This window comes from Granulicella sp. S190, from assembly GCF_009766095.1.
GTDB lineage: Bacteria > Acidobacteriota > Terriglobia > Terriglobales > Acidobacteriaceae > Edaphobacter.
This window is the reverse complement of sequence record NZ_LMUD01000016.1, coordinates 221291-237418: the sequence shown is the minus strand read 5'-3', so window position 1 is coordinate 237418 and position 16128 is coordinate 221291. Positions and strand designations below refer to the sequence as shown.

The 16128-nt window shown below is 55.8% G+C and carries 13 protein-coding genes; 8 read left to right on the top strand and 5 right to left on the bottom strand.

Annotation, left to right across the window (positions count from 1 at the left end; genetic code table 11):
* From GSQ94_RS10420 to GSQ94_RS10405, 4 genes are all read left to right on the top strand, one after another.
* A partial coding sequence (locus tag GSQ94_RS10420) for a thioesterase domain-containing protein (RefSeq protein WP_158943747.1) occupies positions 1 to 2167 on the top strand: 2167 nt, incomplete at its 5' end.
* Entirely contained in the window at positions 2146 to 3912 is a 1767-nt protein-coding gene (locus tag GSQ94_RS10415; RefSeq protein WP_158943746.1) for a carbamoyltransferase N-terminal domain-containing protein, read from the top strand. The genes GSQ94_RS10420 and GSQ94_RS10415, both read left to right, overlap by 22 nt.
* Positions 3913 to 3926: 14 nt before the next feature.
* On the top strand, positions 3927 to 5933 hold the full coding sequence (locus GSQ94_RS10410; RefSeq protein WP_158943744.1) for a hypothetical protein: 2007 nt from the start codon (positions 3927 to 3929) through the stop codon (positions 5931 to 5933).
* The gene (locus GSQ94_RS10405) at positions 5930 to 7300 is read left to right on the top strand and encodes a nucleotide disphospho-sugar-binding domain-containing protein (RefSeq protein WP_158943742.1); all 1371 of its coding nucleotides are present in this window, start codon (positions 5930 to 5932) and stop codon (positions 7298 to 7300) included. Before GSQ94_RS10410 ends, GSQ94_RS10405 begins: the two co-directional genes overlap by 4 nt.
* On the opposite strand, the gene GSQ94_RS10400 is transcribed toward GSQ94_RS10405, so the two are convergent.
* The 5 genes from GSQ94_RS10400 to GSQ94_RS10380 all read right to left on the bottom strand — a co-directional run bounded on the left by GSQ94_RS10400 (position 7285) and on the right by GSQ94_RS10380 (position 11863).
* The gene (locus GSQ94_RS10400) at positions 7285 to 8208 is read right to left on the bottom strand and encodes a cupin-like domain-containing protein (protein WP_158943740.1); all 924 of its coding nucleotides are present in this window, start codon (positions 8206 to 8208) and stop codon (positions 7285 to 7287) included. The two genes, GSQ94_RS10405 and GSQ94_RS10400, sit on opposite strands and share 16 nt — an antisense overlap.
* A gap of 40 nt (positions 8209 to 8248) precedes the next feature.
* The gene (locus GSQ94_RS10395) at positions 8249 to 8476 is read right to left on the bottom strand and encodes an MbtH family protein (RefSeq protein WP_158943738.1); all 228 of its coding nucleotides are present in this window, start codon (positions 8474 to 8476) and stop codon (positions 8249 to 8251) included.
* 8 nt (positions 8477 to 8484) lie between these two features.
* Complete coding sequence (locus tag GSQ94_RS10390) at positions 8485 to 8700, bottom strand: hypothetical protein (RefSeq protein ID WP_158943736.1); 216 nt, start codon at positions 8698 to 8700, stop codon at positions 8485 to 8487.
* A gap of 83 nt (positions 8701 to 8783) precedes the next feature.
* Positions 8784 to 10751, bottom strand: a complete 1968-nt coding sequence (locus GSQ94_RS10385) for an ABC transporter ATP-binding protein (protein WP_158943734.1) — start codon at positions 10749 to 10751, stop codon at positions 8784 to 8786.
* A 377-nt stretch (positions 10752 to 11128) separates the two neighbouring features.
* Positions 11129 to 11863: a thioesterase II family protein gene (locus GSQ94_RS10380; protein WP_158943732.1), complete on the bottom strand. Its 735-nt coding sequence runs from the start codon at positions 11861 to 11863 to the stop codon at positions 11129 to 11131.
* 1142 nt (positions 11864 to 13005) lie between these two features.
* Here GSQ94_RS10380 and GSQ94_RS10375 point away from each other — a divergent pair.
* The 4 genes from GSQ94_RS10375 (at position 13006) to GSQ94_RS10360 (ending at position 16036) form a co-directional block, all read left to right on the top strand.
* Complete coding sequence (locus tag GSQ94_RS10375; protein WP_158943730.1) at positions 13006 to 14259, top strand: RNA polymerase sigma factor; 1254 nt, start codon at positions 13006 to 13008, stop codon at positions 14257 to 14259.
* Between the two features lie 283 nt (positions 14260 to 14542).
* Positions 14543 to 14983: a YciI family protein gene (locus GSQ94_RS10370; protein WP_158943728.1), complete on the top strand. Its 441-nt coding sequence runs from the start codon at positions 14543 to 14545 to the stop codon at positions 14981 to 14983.
* Positions 14984 to 15055: 72 nt separating this feature from the next.
* Positions 15056 to 15403: a YciI family protein gene (locus GSQ94_RS10365; RefSeq protein ID WP_158943726.1), complete on the top strand. Its 348-nt coding sequence runs from the start codon at positions 15056 to 15058 to the stop codon at positions 15401 to 15403.
* Between the two features lie 198 nt (positions 15404 to 15601).
* Positions 15602 to 16036, top strand: coding sequence for a YciI family protein (locus GSQ94_RS10360; protein WP_254063786.1), 435 nt, complete (start codon positions 15602 to 15604; stop codon positions 16034 to 16036).
* The last annotated feature ends 92 nt before the right edge of the window (positions 16037 to 16128 follow it).

Here is a 16128-nt window from a genome sequence, read left to right as displayed (position 1 = left end):
CCTCGCTCCCGAATGCGACAGCTACCTGGGCCTGGACTTTTCAGAGCAGGTCGTCGCGCAGCTTAGCGCGCTGGCGGCAAAGAAAGCGGAGCTCGCACGAGTACAACTTCGTCAAGGTTTCGCTCACGAACTACAGTTCCGTCCGGATAACAGTGCGGATCTGGTCATCCTGAACTCCGTCGTCCAGTACTTCCCGGATGTTGCCTATCTCGTAAGCGTCCTGAAAGAGGCGGCCCGTATCGTCAGGCCCGGCGGCCACATCTTCCTGGGAGATTTACGCAGCAAGCCTCTGCTCGAAGCCTTTCATCTATCCGTCGAGCTGCACCGGGCAACAGAGTCGATGAGCCTCTCTGAGCTCCGCGAAAAAATCTCGCTGGCCATGCAGCACGAAAAAGAATTGTTGCTCGATGCAGCCTTGTTCGAGCAACTGGATCTCGGTCGCGTGGAGCTCTGGCTGAAGGAAGGTTCGTATGACAACGAGCTGAGCCGCTTCCGGTATGACGTTACCATCCTCGTAGATCAGAAGGAAACACTGGCCTCTCCTAACCATCATGTCGTCTGGGATGCCGAAGGCTCCTGGCGTCATACCTTGCTGGAAATTCTGGAAACTCGACCGGGCTCATCCGTCGCCGTAACCCGCATTCGCGATCGGAGAACTGCACACGCCGTGACCGCGGTCGAACGGTTGCATCAAGTCGACTCCGGTCTGGAAAGCACAGCGGACCTTTGGGCCGCGAGCCAACAGGAAGGGGAAGATACTGACACCGTCGTAGCCCTGGCGCAGAAGGCAGGTGCCACCTTCCAATGGAGAGGCTTCGGCCCGGATGGTCTCTATCAAGCGATCTTTAATCCTAAGTGGATTCCCTCTGCGCCTCTCCCGGTACCTACACCGACTTCCCTGGCCCGTTTCGCTAATAATCCTGCACTCGGGTCGCGTGACTCAGGATTGGCCTCCGAGCTTCTGGATCACCTGCAGAGCATGCTGCCGAAGTACATGCTGCCCGCCATGATCCTGCCTCTACCTGTGTGGCCGCTCACAGCCAATGGAAAGATAGACCGTCGGGCCCTCCCGCTGCCTGGCAAGGCAGGCGGCCCTTCTTCCTCAGCCGCTGGGCCGCGCAATCTGGATGAAAGTCTCCTTTGCAGGCTGTTTGCAGAAGTCCTCTCCCTTCCCCGTGTCGGCATTGATGACAACTTTTTCGAGTTGGGCGGTCATTCGCTCCTGGTCATGCAACTATGCGCGCGCGTGAGAAAAACCTTCGGCATCAAGCTGACGATCCGCACGGTCTTCGAAGCTCCCACCGTGGCAGAGCTGATTCATCACCTTTCCACGGAACGCCCCGCAACCACCGGCTTTGAGCAGGTACTTCCGTTGCGATCGCAAGGCAGCCTGCCGCCTCTCTTCTGTCTACCTCCAGGAGGAGGCCTCAGTTGGCCCTATGCGGGACTCATGTTCGAGCTCGACCCTGAGCGTCCCATCTACGGCCTGCAGACGCCCGGCATTGTGGACGATATCCCGTTATCCAACAGCATCGAGCAACTCGCCCAGGGATTCCTCGCCTCTATTCGCGAGATTCAGCCGCATGGCCCATATCACTTACTGGGTTGGTCGCTCGGCGGACAGCTCGCACACTGTATAGCCACCATGCTCCGTGAGGAAGGAGAGTGTGTCGATATGCTGGCTATCCTGGACAGCTTCCCCTTTACAAAAACGTCCGACATGACTCTGCCCAGCGACGAAGAAGTTCTGGAACGCCTCGTCGAACAGAACGGCATCGACGACACAACTCTTCCACGTCCGTTGACCATGTCCATAGTCTATGAAGCCATGCGCGGTTCAGGACACGTCATCACGGCGCTAGAGGTGGATCAGGCTGAGCGCATGTTAAAGCTGATGAAACATCACGGCATATTGTGCAGCCGTTTTCGGCCATCACCATTCGATGGCGACCTGTTGCTGTTCGTCGCGGCAGAGGGCCGTGGCGACGGTCCGCCATTCCCCGAAGAGTGGGAACCTTATATCACCGGACATATTGAAAGCCATCCCATCCAATGCCGCCACGAATGCATGGACCAACCGATCCCACTCCGCACGATCGGCCGCATCCTGGAACGGCGTCTACAATCACTGAAAGGATCAGCAACATGCGTGGCAGCAGTTATGTAATTGGCATCTCCGCTTTCTTTCACGATTCCTCCTGTTGTCTTCTGCGCGACGGCGTACTCGTGGCTGCCGCCTCCGAAGAACGCTTCACTCGCATCAAGCATGACGGCTCGCTACCGGTGAATGCCTTCCGCTATTGCCTACGCGAAGGAGACATCAACATCAACGATCTTTCCTGCATCGGATACTACGAGGAGCCGGTGAAGAAGCTGGGCCGTCAGTTATGGATGGGCCTTCCCGGCATCCCCGCATCGCGGTTACACGACACCTCCTGGTTCGATGTTCACCGTCCTGAGCGCGAGATCATCAACCAACTTGGGATCGAGTGCCCGCTCCACTTTTTCGGACACCACGCGTCTCACGCAGCCAGTGCCTTTTTCTTCTCAGGCTTTCCCGAAGCTGCCATCATGACGGTAGACGGAGTAGGAGAATGGAGCACCACGGCTTACTGGAAGGGGGGCGGCAGCACGATGTCACTCCTGGAAGAAGTCGATTTTCCCGACTCTCTCGGCCTGCTCTATAGCGCTGTCACGGGTTATCTCGGCTTCGAAGTCAACGAAGGCGAGTACAAAGTTATGGGACTCGCGCCCTACGGACAGCCTCGTTACATGGACAAAATCAGCAGCCTCATCGCCAACGGAAAAGACGGTTCCTTCCAGCTGGATATGAAGTACTTCGACTTCCTGCGTGGCGATCGCATGCATTCCGATGCAATGGACGAACTGTTCGGCCAACCGGCGCGTCTCCGCGACTCGGAAATCGATTCATTCCACTATGACGTTGCGGCCAGCTTGCAAAAGACCCTGGAAGAAATTCTGCTGCAGAAGGTCCAATATCTCTTCGAGCGCTCCCCCTCCGAGAACCTTTGCATGGCAGGTGGAGTGGCGCTGAACTGCGTCGCAAACTCGCGTCTGCTGAAGGAAGGTCCCTTCCAACGTCTCTTCGTCCAACCCGCATCCAGCGACGCGGGCGGAGCTCTCGGAGCCGCGGCGCTCGCCCACATCGCCAATGGTGGAACGATGCCTGTCCAATCCCTTCCCCACGTCTATCTCGGACGCTCTTCGCCGGTTGCGGAAATCCACAACGCACTGAGCGAATCAGCAATACCCTATCTCAACTTCGAAGGAAAAACCACCGAGTTGATCGAGGCCGTCGTTGACCGGCTCGCCGCCGGAAAAGTCATCGGATGGTTTCAGGGACGCGATGAATTCGGTCCTCGCGCTCTTGGCTCGCGATCGATTCTCGCCGATCCACGCCCCGAGCACATGCGCGATCACGTAAACGCCTTGGTGAAGCTGCGCGAAGGATTCCGTCCCTTCGCACCGGCGGTTCCCGAGTCCAGCGCTGCCGATCATTTCGACATCGATCATCCCTCACGCTTCATGTTGGAGACCTGCCAGGTAACCTCCTCACTCAGCATGCCAGCCATCACACACGTCGATGGTTCAGCTCGCGTCCAGACGGTCGACCCGCAAATATCCCCGCGCTTCCACGCACTGCTGGAAGCATTCGGTCGCCGGACAGGTTGCCCGGTTCTGCTCAACACCTCCTTTAATGTTCGCGGAGAGCCCATCGTCAGTACATTCATGGAGGCCCTGCGCTGCCTTATCCGCACTGAAATTGATTCCCTCGTACTAGAAGATTTTCTGTTGGATCGAGAAAGTATTCCCACAGACTGGTTCTGTATCCGGGAAGTCACCGCGCCTTCGGTGCGCGGTGTAGGCGAATATGCTTACACGTTTTTTTAATGCGGAGATCTGGAATGGATTCGAAACAGAAAGCAGCTCAACTGGCAACACTACTCGCCAAGGGTGAAGGCAAGCAGATCCTTAGTCTCATGTTCGACCTGAAGTTGCTCGATGTCGATACGACCCAGGCGATACACACTCTACCCGAGAGCCAGCCCACCATCGGCATCTGGGAGGCACAACAACGTCCCGATGGAGTTCACTTCGTGCGCTCGCAAAAACTCCGGCACGAGTGGTCTGGATGGGCAGATATCGAAGAGTTCCATCCGAAGTCCGGCAAACGGCGCGTAGTTGTCATCGGGGAATCGGTCGCTCACGGATGGTTCTTGGCCCCAGCCTTCACCCCCTGCAAGGTGCTCGCGCAGATGCTTGGAGAAGATACGGAAGTCCTCGACCTGAGCCGCATCAACATGGCTCTCCCGCAGGCGATGCAGCTCAACTCGCTGGCGCTCGAGCATCTCGCCCCGGACGTCATCGTTCATTTCTCCGGAAACAATTGGGGACCGCTCGGCCTGATTCAGAGCCTCAGCCGTGAGGACTACGTAGAGTTCACCCTCGAAAAGCTGGTAGAGAGTCGCAAAGCCGAGCTCTCCACCCTCATTCGTACGCTTCTTGAAAACATCGCCGCCACCGCAAAGGCAAAAAACGTTCCCCTGCTGTTCGTCATCCCGGAGTTCAACTTCGGCGAATGGAAAGACACCTGGTACGGACCATGGCTCGGCGCGGGAAAGACCAGCCAATGGTATGAAAAACGCACCGCCGCGGAAGCTGCATTCGAAGCTGGCGACCTGCATCGATGCATCGGTCTCGCGAACGATATGCTCGTGTTGGATGGCGGGGCCCTGGGCGGGGCCGCCTATGATCTCCTTGCACGATGCAGCAGAGCGAAGAGCAACCTTCGCGAAGCCAGAGAGCTCTTCGAGAGATCATGGGATGCCATCTTCCTTAACAGCTCCATCCCTCTCGCCCGCTGCCTGCCATCGAACCGGGAAGCCATCGCTTCCGTAGCGGCGGCCTCAGGTTGCCAATGCATCGATCTGCGTGACGTCTTCGATCAAGCAGAAAGCCAATCTCCCTTATTTGCGGACTACTGCCATCTGAGCGTGGAAGGCATTCGCCTCGCCATGTCCGCCGTAGCAAAAACGCTTGCGAAGCCAGGTCGCGATTGCACTCCCGTGAGTGCTCCTCCACACGCGGTCGAAATCGCCAACAGCTTTGGATTAGCCCTGCAAAACTCCGCCCTGCCGGACGAGATTCTTGCGCGACACCTGAGAGTTCTGGCCGACGATTCCCCGGAATGGATCCCTTTATTTCTGGAGCTCGCAGCAGCCTCCGGCCCGCTTTGGATGAATCGGAAGCTACGCTGCCTCTTCGAACAGGAAAAAGCATTCAGCTATCTGCGCAACTTTGCCTACGGCAGCGACTGGAACATCGCCTTATCGCAAAACCTGATTGGCGTAGCCAAACAAATTCTCGGTCCAGACAACCAGGAGGCTACCGGAACAGCCACGATGCTTCTGCATCGCAATCATGAGCCACGCGACCAGCCGCTGGATCTACTTTCCTCGCGCTACAGCTTCCTCTCGCTTCAGGAGCGCGAGTTTCTCTGGACAATGCCGGAGCCCGTGCGGAACCTGTTACTTCCCTCCAGCAACTTCTATCGCTCCTACAAGCCGGAATCTCCCTTCGCCTTTGCCGGCAGCAAGCCGCTGTGTCTTTCCCTTACCTACAGAACGCCGCACACTGCACCGGGAGATACGTGGGTTGAAGTCTCCATCAACCAAGACAAGCAAGCCTGTCTCCCGCCCTCAACGTCCTGGCGCACATGCACTATTTCCATACCGGCAGATGTCCTGAATGTTGGACAAAATTGGTTACGGATCGGCTGGCCCAAACTCACTGCGGAAGAAGACACGGTCCTTAAACTCAGAGCCGACCGCATGCAGTGCGGGCTTACCCCTGAGCTTTACCCTGTATTCGGCGAAATTCACTCCCTGACGGTCCGTGTATCGAATTCATGAATATTGCCTTTCTGATGTATCCAGAACGAGGGGGAGTCTACCCGACGTTCCACCTGGCGAAAGAGCTGATTCGCCGGGGCCACCGAGTCATCTACTTCGGCCTTCGCGAGTTTGAAAAAGAAGTGCGGGCACAGGGACTCTCTTACATCACCGTCATGACGGAAGAAGTCCCTATCATCGATCCCACGGAAACCGTCGCCATAGGATCCTCACAGGCAAAAGAAGAATTGCGCCAGTACTACTCGAGCACCGCCTTCCGGGAATCGCTTCGTATGTTGAGCGATGGAGGTCTGCTGAAGTGTTTGCGTCAGGACTCCATCGATTTGGTGATGCTCGATGCGCTCCTGAATCGCGCCTGGGCACCCAAACTCCGCAAAGATGGCTTTCAGGTCGTTCAGATTCAGACTTCTCTGATTGGTACGAACAAATCGATTCCCCCTATCACCAGCGGATACATCCCCAGCGGCCACTCCGCGAATTCGTTCCTCCGCACCCGGACAGCATGGCTCGGGACGCAGCTCCATCACTTCCTCATGGATAACCCTCTCAGCCGGGCTCTTGGTCGGGCAGCACTAAAGCGTGCTGTACCCGTCGAAGCAAGAATGTTGATCGACACCGCAGACCTGACGGGAGACCGGGATGCAAAGTACATCGGCCTGAAAAGGCATCTGCGGGGACGCGGCTATTTCTTCCGTTTACCCGAAATCATCCTCTGCCCAGCGGTATTCGATTACCCGGCCGCGGGCGAAAAGTGGATCCACGCCGGTCCATGCGTCGATCTCCATCGCAACGAAGATTCCTTCCCCCTCGATCCTCTTTCCAGGGGACGCAAGGTGGTCTACGTCTCTCTGGGCACTCACGTCTTTTACTACTCGGCAGCAGAGACCTTCCTCGGAACCGCGCTGGCAGCGGCATCAGCCAATCCGGATTTGTTTTTCGTCATTGCCGTAGGAAAAGGTCGCAAGCTCGAAGCCTTTCGCGCCAAACTGCCTGCTCCCGTACCCGATAACGTCCTGCTGACAGATTTCGTCCCGCAAATCGGCATGTTGTGTCAGAGCTCTGTCATGGTCACCAATGGTGGGCTGGGAACGATCAAGGAATGCATTCTCAACCGGGTCCCCATGCTGGTGGTACCGTGCGCCTTCGATCAGGAGGGAAACGCAGCCCGCGTCGTCTTTCATGGGCTCGGCCTGCGTCATCGAATTTCGTCCGTATCCGCGTCAGAGCTTAGCGACGGGATTCGCCAATGCCTTACCCGCGAAGATTTCAAGTCGAATCTGGCAAAGATGGCCGAGCGATTTGAAGATCCCTCCGAACTCAATCATGCGCTGGAGTGGATTGAAGCCGGGCGCTACGAAGCCTTGTGAACTACCGGCTTCTTCTGCTCCTTGCCGGAGAAGGCAGCCAATGGCTTGGCCATTTGTGTCACCAGATAAATGTTCGCCACATAGCGATTAACGAAATTTCTGCGGAAGGGCTCAACCTTCCAGAAGCGATTCAGAGAACACACATAGTCCGTGCCGGTCGTAGTCACTTCATGCCACCAGCCAATGGGGAGAAACAACGCTTGGCTGGGGCCGAGAATCACCTCTTGCCGCGCCTTCAGTGCGGAAGCCATCCGCGGATACATCTTCAGGTCCGGTTGATTAAGATAGACTTTGCTGAAACCCGGAGAAAGCCCACCATCAAAAAAACCAAACGGATACACATTGTGCGCCTCGGAAGGTGGTACAAGCGTAATATGTTTCGTGCCCCGCAGGTTCATGAGCAGGCCATCCGCGAGATCGAAATGGAGAGGCTCCGTATGCCCTGGAGCGCCCAACCACATACTGTAGTTTGAAACCCCATTTGGCTTCAGACCGGTTCTCGTCTCTAGATTAGAAAGCTGGCTTTGAATCGCAGTCACAACCGGTGTGGAGCTCACATCGCAATTGGCGACGTAGATTCTCTCGCGCGCGGCAGTCCCATCCCTCAGAAGTTTGACGAACTCAGGAAATGGCAAAGTACGGGTTTCACAGTAGCGCTTCCACTGTGTCTTGGGCAGATGGAATCGCTCTGCCCCGTAGTACCTTGCCCCTACCGGATACTCCCCTAGCTTGTCCTCTAGCCAGGGAAGCGTCCATTCTTCGTCAAAAACCTTGTCGATCAAAACCGGTCTTCCCGGGATGACGAAGTTTTTATGAAAGAACTCAGAGTTCAGGTGGGAGATGCTGATAGTTGGAACGGAATCATCAGACGAATTCACTACACCTGATGCCTGCGCGACAGAGGACATGCGGTGCCTGCCTTTCACAACTCAGATGATTCGGCAACCGCTAACTGCGCATCCCCTGATCCGCGGCCATGGCGTCCCGAAGGCTCTTGGGCCGCATGTCAGTCCAATTCTCTTCGATCCACGCCAGGCATTCCTTGCGTTTGCCCTTAGGGCCGGTTACACGCCACCCCTCCGGAACCTCGCGAAACCCAGGCCAAAGTGAATACTGCTCCTCATGATTGACGAGTATTAAAAACTCACCGTTGTCGTCTTCAAATGGATTTGTCATAGCTAGCCCTAATTTACATTGGATTTAGTAACACTGCTCGCCGAGGTTCGAAGATTTTCTTCCTGGATCTGATCCTCTACCGTCTCTGCAATCTCTGCTTTAATTTCGCGAATCTTCTGTCCCATCACCATTCCCCCACGCACGGCATACTTCAGCGCCGTTTGCGGATTGCTGCCGACGAAATATCCCCCCACAGCACCGAGAGCCAATATCAAAAATGTCATGTCCCACTCCTGCTATGTATAAATTACTGGATAAAAATAAATGTCATAAGGCATCTTGTGCAAAGCCGCCGAAAGGCCACGAACTATTCCGACCTGGAACCTGTCTGCACCCGCCACAGGGATGCATATAACCCATTGAGCTCAACCAACTCCTCGTGGGTTCCCTGCTCGCGTACTGTTTTGTTGTCCAACACATAAATGACATCCGCGTTACGGACCGTCGATAACCTGTGCGCAATGATAATCATGCTGCGGTCGGCACCCAGACGCTCGATAGAACGGAGAATCCCCGCTTCCGTCTCGTTATCCACGGAAGCTGTCGCCTCGTCGAGAATTAAAATCGGCGCGTCTTTGATCACTGCTCGAGCGATCGAAATTCGCTGCCGCTGGCCCGCGGAAAGCCGCTGTCCGCGCTCCCCTGTGACCGTATCGTAGCCATTTGGCAACTGAGTGATGAATACGTGTGCCTCGGCAGCTCGCGCAGCCTCTTCGACTTCTTCCCTGGATGCACCCGGACGCCCGTACGCAATGTTGTCATGAACCGTGCCGTCGAACAGGTAGATGTCCTGGCTCACAAACCCGATATTGCTCCTGAGATTTTGAATCTGGAGATCTCTGGTCGACTGACCGTCAATGGAAATGCTTCCGGAGTTCAGATCGTAAAAGCGGAGCAGCAATTTGACCAGGCTGGATTTACCGGCGCCCGTAGCGCCGACGATTCCTACCGTCCGGCCTGCTGGAACCCGAAGGCTCAGCGCCCGCAAGGTCTCCAGTTCAGGCTGATATCCGAAAAAGACATCCTTGTACGTGATCTCCCCATGAAGCTTGTCGCGAGAGAGAAGCGCCTTCCCATCGAGGATCGTCGGCTTCGTCTCCAGCAGATTCAAAACGGATTCAGCAGATATTGAGGCATTCTGATACATGTCGAACAAAGCGTCGATCTGCGACACTCCCGAAAACAGAATAGGAATCATCTGGGCCAGCGTCATCAAACTTCCCATCGAGAGATTCCCGCGCAGCACCGATGCAGCGCCTACGGTTAAAGAGAGGTTGCCCACTCCCATAAACAGGCCCATCTGGACGCTGGTATAAACCGATCCCGCCAGTGTGGCCCTCTCGTAGCTGGTCCGAACCCCTTCGCCCATTTCGCGAACCCGGCGCGCCTCCCGCTCCTCCGCAGTGAAGCTCTTGATGGTGGCGATGCCCGCCAGATTATTGTTGAGCAACGCGCTCAACTCCCCTGACTTCATAGCCGCCTCACCATAAAGAGGAGCGATCTTCTTCTGGACATAACGGTTGATCAAGAGGAAGAGAAGCAGGGGGATGCATACCGGCAAAGCCAGAAGCGGAGCCGCAAAGAGAACGCTCCCAAGAACCACGACACTGGAGGTCGCCGCTTCAATCGCCGGCCCGGGTGCTTGCTCAAGAAACCTCCCGACGCTGGACGCATCTCCCGATAGCGCGTGCATCAGGCCACCGGTGCTCCGGTTATCAAAGAAAACCATGTCCAGTTGCTGAACATGCTCGAACGCGCGGGAACGAATCCTTGCCTCCGCCCTCGCCGCCAACCTCGTCCAGAGTTTCTTTTGAATGTGCTTGAGAAAAGCCCAAGCACAGCTCGATACAATCGTTGCGAATCCGAGAAGCCAGATCTGAGTTCCTGGCCCTCTGATTCCAACCCGCGATAACAAGGGATAACCTCGCCTGCGAGTAACGATATTAAGGATGAATGACAATCCCCAGCCCGGAAAGAAGAACAGGATCGCGCATCCCGCAGTCACCACCACGGCCTTCGTCGTTAGTTCGCGATCCGCCGCGTCCGTACGTACCAGAAGCCGGAGAATTGGATTCGAAAGCAGAGATTGTGCGGGCTCGGACGGAAGGACCTTCCCTTTGCTCAGGTCAGCGTGCGCCAACTGTAGAAGCGTCTCAACCTGCCCCACGAAAATCTTGGGGTCATAGAAGACCAATATCCCGCCGGTCAGCGGATTCGCTTCAACGCTAAGAATTCCGGAATTACCCGAGACGATGGCCTGAATTTCCTGAGCCATGCGAGGGTGACGGTAGATTTGATCAAACTTCCAACGCTCTCGCCCCGTGATCGAAGACACTAAGCGTAGCTTAGGAAGTTGCGGCTTCCTCGCGTTCATTGTTGGATGAGTATAGCACTCTCTTTTGCAATTAAAATGCTTAGAGGTACGTTCACCGAACAGAAGCTCATCGTCTGCAAAGCGATTGTTTTAAGCACCTGGACAAACCATAAGACTGTCTCTAAAAGCCGACGGCGCTAGTTGTATCAGCCGGAGGTTTTGGTAGATATTGAGCCTCAGAGTAGCCGAAGGTTCCGGTGTCGCGGGCGAAGTGTTATTTGCTCGATGAGGTGGAAGACAGGAGTGCCGCTCAACGCGGAGAACGACAGTTCAATCGATCAACAACCGGCGCGCCCAACACCAGTCAGCCTCGCCGCGATGATCTGGATAAGCTTCTTTCTTTCCGCATTCACGAAGAAATGCCCACCTTCAAATTCGCGGAAGAAGAAGCCTGCCTCTGTCTGCTCCTGCCAGCCCCTTACGTCATCGAGTGTCACATCTGCATCGCTCACTCCACCAAAGGCAGTAATAGGACAAGCAAGCCGCGTCTCCGGAGCAAGCGAATACGTTTCATGAAGAGTGATATCCGCCTTCAGGATCGGCGTAAGCAACTCCATGAGTTCCGTATTCTCCTGGATCTCCGGCGGAATGCCTCCCATTCGATTCAGTTCCACCAGAAACTCCGCATCGGGGAGATCACGAATCGGCCGCGTTCTCGCCATGACCTGAGGCGCAGCCCGACCAGCAACAAAAAGGTGTATAGGCAGTCTTTGCCTGCGACGCCGCAACTCACGGCACACCTCAAAAGCGATCAATGCGCCCAAACTATGCCCAAAGAAAGCAACCGGCATAGTGGCGAATTGTTCCAACTCATCGCAGAGTGCTTCGCATATAGGCGCTAATGTCTTGAGAGGCTCTTCCAAAAACCGATTGGCCCGCCCAGGCAATTGAATCGCAAACGTGTCAAGAAACGATGGAACGTCCGCAGTCCACTCCTGGTAGCTGCTCGCGCTGCCTCCTGCACAGGGAAACAAACACAAGCGAACAGTAGCCCCCGGATTCGACGACCTCATCTGTTTGATCCACGACCCGGGTTTAACAATCGGCATAATCAAGCTGTGATGTCTCATTACTATATAGCAGCACGCAGTGTGGGGAAATCAAGGGCGGACAAGTAGCTCTGAGCGAGGTTTCCTTCGTTCATGATCACAGCAATGCCTGGCGTCTAAAGCGACAACAGCTCGAGCTGGCGCGCTTCCCTTTTGGGCCGACGATGTTGTTGGGCCACGAATTGGCAGCTTCTCGCTGCTGGAAGTGTCGGGGTATATATCGATATAACCTGGCCGACCCTCAGAAAACTTATGAACAACTGTCCACCCAATTATGAATAGTGACGTTAATTGTTCCGCAGCTCAAATAGAAAGGCGCAGCTGTGCACTGGATCGTAAGCGTTTGGCTATCGGCCTCATAATCCCATGCGATAGTGATGCCATCCTTCGACGCACTCCCTTGATGGCCATCTATCGCGATCCCCTGGTCGGCGACCTTCTCTTGCAGGCACGTGAACTTTTCAGGACTGAACTCGGTAAACACCTGGGCTGCACATTCACTCATTTCCGATCACCTCCACAGATTTCGAATAAGCTCAACACGGTTCTCAGAATCGAATACTGCTGACCTATCGATGATGACGTGTGTGCAGAGCTCCGGCTCAAGGGAAACTGCTTCGTTCGCCAGTTGCATCATCATCGCAAGGCACTCAGGGCTGAGTTATTTTCCGCTAGAAGAAATCCTACAATAGCATCCCGTTGTTCGCTATGACCCCTCCAGAGTGTCGAAAGGATCATCGGATTTGCACCGCGAAAAGCTGAGCACGAAAACTATTTTTGAGGGAGTAGCTTGAGTGGATAGGGACTTACGATTGACTATTTCCTCACACAATTGATGAGCGTGGAGAGCGAGATCCATGGCTCTCCACTACTTCTATTTTTCGACCATCACGATTCGGTGCGGTCGATGGACGGGCTCTATGATGGACAGCACGACACGAACGCAGGAGGTGTAGTTGGAACGGTAGTCGCTAGAAAGTACGCACGCTCCACATCTTTGAGAACTACCGCGGACCGCCCATCCATTGTCAGGGGAGGGATCTCAAGATGGCGCAGTAAGCATGGCATAGTTGTGTGGAGTATGTTCGTTTGTTAGTTTGACCTGCATGCCGCAGAATGTTCCCGAAGAGCTCAGCAGAATCATAGAGACGCTTTACCGGTCCGAATCGGGCAGGATTCTTGCTACGTTGGCGCGCCTGCTCGGAGATCTTGAAATCGCCGAAGAGGCCATGCACGAGGCCTTTGCGGCTGCGCTGAGCGTGTGGCCGACGAGTGGAGTTCCCGATAACCCGCGACCGTGGTTGATTTCAACAGCTCGATTCAAAGCCATTGATACTCTGCGTCGAAGGGCGCGATTCGATGCGTCTCAAGACGAGCTTGTGCGATATCTCGAAGCGCGAGGGAGTTCGGTGGAAGGGTCCGAGGAAGAAGACACCATTGAGGATGATCGGCTGCGCCTGATCTTTACCTGCTGTCATCCGTCTCTACCGCTGGAGGCGCGCGTTGCGCTCACCTTGCGTGAGGTGTGCCGGCTGGCGACCGAGGAGATTGCGAAGGCCTTCCTCACCACTCCGTCTACGCTGGCGCAGCGCATTGTGCGTGCAAAGGCAAAGATTCGAGACTCATCGATTCGGTACGAGGTGCCGTCTCCGCAGCAGTTGCCAGAGCGACTGGATGCGGTACTTCAGGTGATCTATCTCGTCTTTAACGAGGGCTACTCTGCTGCGGCGGGGGCGAAGGTGACGCGGGCCGAGCTAACCGGCGAGGCGATCCGGCTGGGTCGGTTGGTGAGCGAACTCCTTCCAGAGCCGGAGGTTCTTGGGCTGCTCTCCCTGATGTTGCTACAGGAATCCCGTCGTGTCGCGAGAACATCGCAGACCGGAGAGCTGATATTGCTGGAGAATCAAGTCCGTTCCCTCTGGAATCAGGAGCAGATCGCGGAGGGAGTGGCATTGCTGGAGAAAGCCCTGAAGTCCCACCGCTTCGGCTCCTACACATTGCAGGCTGCGATTGCGGCCGTTCATGCGGAGGCGGAATCCGTCGCGATGACTGACTGGCGGCAGATTGTTGCGCTCTATGATCGATTGCTGCAAATTCAGCCTTCGCCGGTTGTACGTCTCAATCGTGCCGTGGCCATTGCCATGCGCGATGGCCCTGAAGCCGGTCTGGCGCATATCGACGCGGTGTTGGCACATGGCGAACTGGCAAATTACTACCTGGCGCATTCCGCCCGTGCAGAGATGTACCGCAGGCTCGGCAGGACAACTGAGGCCCGGTCCTCTTATGGGAAAGCTCTGGAGCTGACCCAACAGGAACCAGAGCGGCGATTCCTGCAAGAGCGGATTCGGCAGTTGAAATAAAAAACGCAGAAGACGCAAAATTTCTTGAACGCTTTGTCGAATTCCAGTCTGGCCATTCGACTATGTAGTGAAGACGAGGAACCGGCCCGCCCGAAGATCAAACCAGGATAAAAGGAGAGATCATGCCGCAATATTTGCTTGCGAATTAACTTCCCGACAACTACGGCCGTCCACAGGGCGAAGCGATCCAACGACGCTCAATCTGAGTTCACCGATTAGCCAACAAATAGCTAAACCAAAAACAAGCCACCCCACCATCGTTCAACCCAAAGGAGATATCGCAATGCGATTTATGGTCATCGTCAAAGCATCCCCAGAGTCAGAAAAAGAAGGCCACCGCCCCGATCCGCAGCTCCTCGCCGACATGGGCAAGTACAACGAAGAGCTCATCAAGGCTGGCGTCGTGCTCGCCATGGATGGCCTCCATCCCAGCTCCAAAGGCGCACGCGTCAAATTCTCCGGCGATTCTATTACCGTTGTCGACGGCCCCTTCACTGAGGCCAAGGAGCTCGTCGCCGGCTTCTGGCTCTGGCAGGTCAAGTCCCTCGAAGAGGCCATCGAGTGGATCAAGCGTGCCCCTTTTGGCAACCGGTCCGGCAAAGGCGAAGTCGAAATCCGACAAGTCTTTGAGATGGAAGACTTCGCACCCATCCTGTCCAAAGAGGAGATTCAGTACAAAGTAGCGAAGCGGGCTGAGCTGCCGAATCAGACCTTCAAGAAATAGCCGCTCTTGCATCCACGGATGCAAGGCAGGTCAGACCGGGCTGCTCCAACGTTACAGGATAAAGGAGAAATCATGCCGCAGTATCTGGTTGCGATTCACCACCCCGACGGCTACGACGAGTCGCTCGAGGATGAAGCGATGCACCGCGATATCGACGTGCTCAACGACGAGATGGAGGCTGCCGGTGTCAGGGTTTTCGTTGGCGGTCTCTCCCCCGCGAGCAGCGCTAGGTCGCTGCGGGCACAGCCCGATGGCAAGGTGCTCATCACCGACGGGCCGTACCTGGAGACCAAGGAGCATATAGGCGGTTTCTGGGTACTGGAAGCTGCCAATCTGAATGATGCACTCGCGTGGGCGCGCAAGGCTGCCATCGCCTGTCGCGCGCCGGTCGAGGTGCGCGCGGTTTGGAGGCCCGACTGAGGCAAGTGGCTGAAGATATTTCCGATAACGTTGGGCAGTGGGAAACGATTGTTTGCCGATGGCAGGGTCCCGGCGGCGTTCAAGGTGACGGAAAGCGCAGTTACCTCGAAAAGCGTCATTTTCGTGAATTACGAGCGCGCAAACGCAATCCCAGCCGGAAGTCTGTAAACTTCCTGCCGCTGGCCGGGGCTTTTAATCTTGCAGGCATTACCAACACAATATGGAGGAACCATCAAATACATCTGTCTGGGATACTACGATAAAGGCAAATTCGATGGTATGACTGAGGACCAGCGAAACGCCATGTTCGACCTATGCTTTGAGTACGACGACCATCTTCGCGCCAACGGGCACTGGGCAGGTGGAGAAGCGCTTCAGCCTTCGGAAACCGCCCTGACCCTGCATTGGAAAAACGGCAAAGTGGCAACTACCGACGGTCCCTATGCGGAAACCAAGGAACAACTCGGCGGCATTCTCGTCCTTGAGGCGCGGGATATGAATCATGCTGTACAGCTCATCGCGCAGCATCCGGCGCTGACGTATGGCAACAGCTTCGAGATTCGGCCTGCGGGGGACATGAGCGAAATCATCAAGCAGAGCGAGCAGCGACGGCGAAAAGTCACTGCGCGATGATGGCGGGCACGAAGGGAAGAAGGAACAGTGTCACCGCCGGGGCTGGCGTGGCGGCAAGCATGTTTTCCGCTGGCGTGACCCTGGCTTGTGTG

Bases quoted from the DNA above. Each gene is read 5' to 3' on its own strand.
- GSQ94_RS10415 (WP_158943746.1), top strand. From the start codon at position 2,146: ATGCGTGGCAGCAGTTATGTAATTGGCATCTCCGCTTTCTTTCACGAT.
- GSQ94_RS10410 (WP_158943744.1), top strand. From the start codon at position 3,927: ATGGATTCGAAACAGAAAGCAGCTCAACTGGCAACACTACTCGCCAAG.
- GSQ94_RS10405 (WP_158943742.1), top strand. From the start codon at position 5,930: ATGAATATTGCCTTTCTGATGTATCCAGAACGAGGGGGAGTCTACCCG.
- GSQ94_RS10400 (WP_158943740.1), bottom strand. From the start codon at position 8,208: ATGTCCTCTGTCGCGCAGGCATCAGGTGTAGTGAATTCGTCTGATGAT.
- GSQ94_RS10395 (WP_158943738.1), bottom strand. From the start codon at position 8,476: ATGACAAATCCATTTGAAGACGACAACGGTGAGTTTTTAATACTCGTC.
- GSQ94_RS10390 (WP_158943736.1), bottom strand. From the start codon at position 8,700: ATGACATTTTTGATATTGGCTCTCGGTGCTGTGGGGGGATATTTCGTC.
- GSQ94_RS10385 (WP_158943734.1), bottom strand. From the start codon at position 10,751: ATGGCTCAGGAAATTCAGGCCATCGTCTCGGGTAATTCCGGAATTCTT.
- GSQ94_RS10380 (WP_158943732.1), bottom strand. From the start codon at position 11,863: ATGAGGTCGTCGAATCCGGGGGCTACTGTTCGCTTGTGTTTGTTTCCC.
- GSQ94_RS10375 (WP_158943730.1), top strand. From the start codon at position 13,006: ATGCCGCAGAATGTTCCCGAAGAGCTCAGCAGAATCATAGAGACGCTT.
- GSQ94_RS10370 (WP_158943728.1), top strand. From the start codon at position 14,543: ATGCGATTTATGGTCATCGTCAAAGCATCCCCAGAGTCAGAAAAAGAA.
- GSQ94_RS10365 (WP_158943726.1), top strand. From the start codon at position 15,056: ATGCCGCAGTATCTGGTTGCGATTCACCACCCCGACGGCTACGACGAG.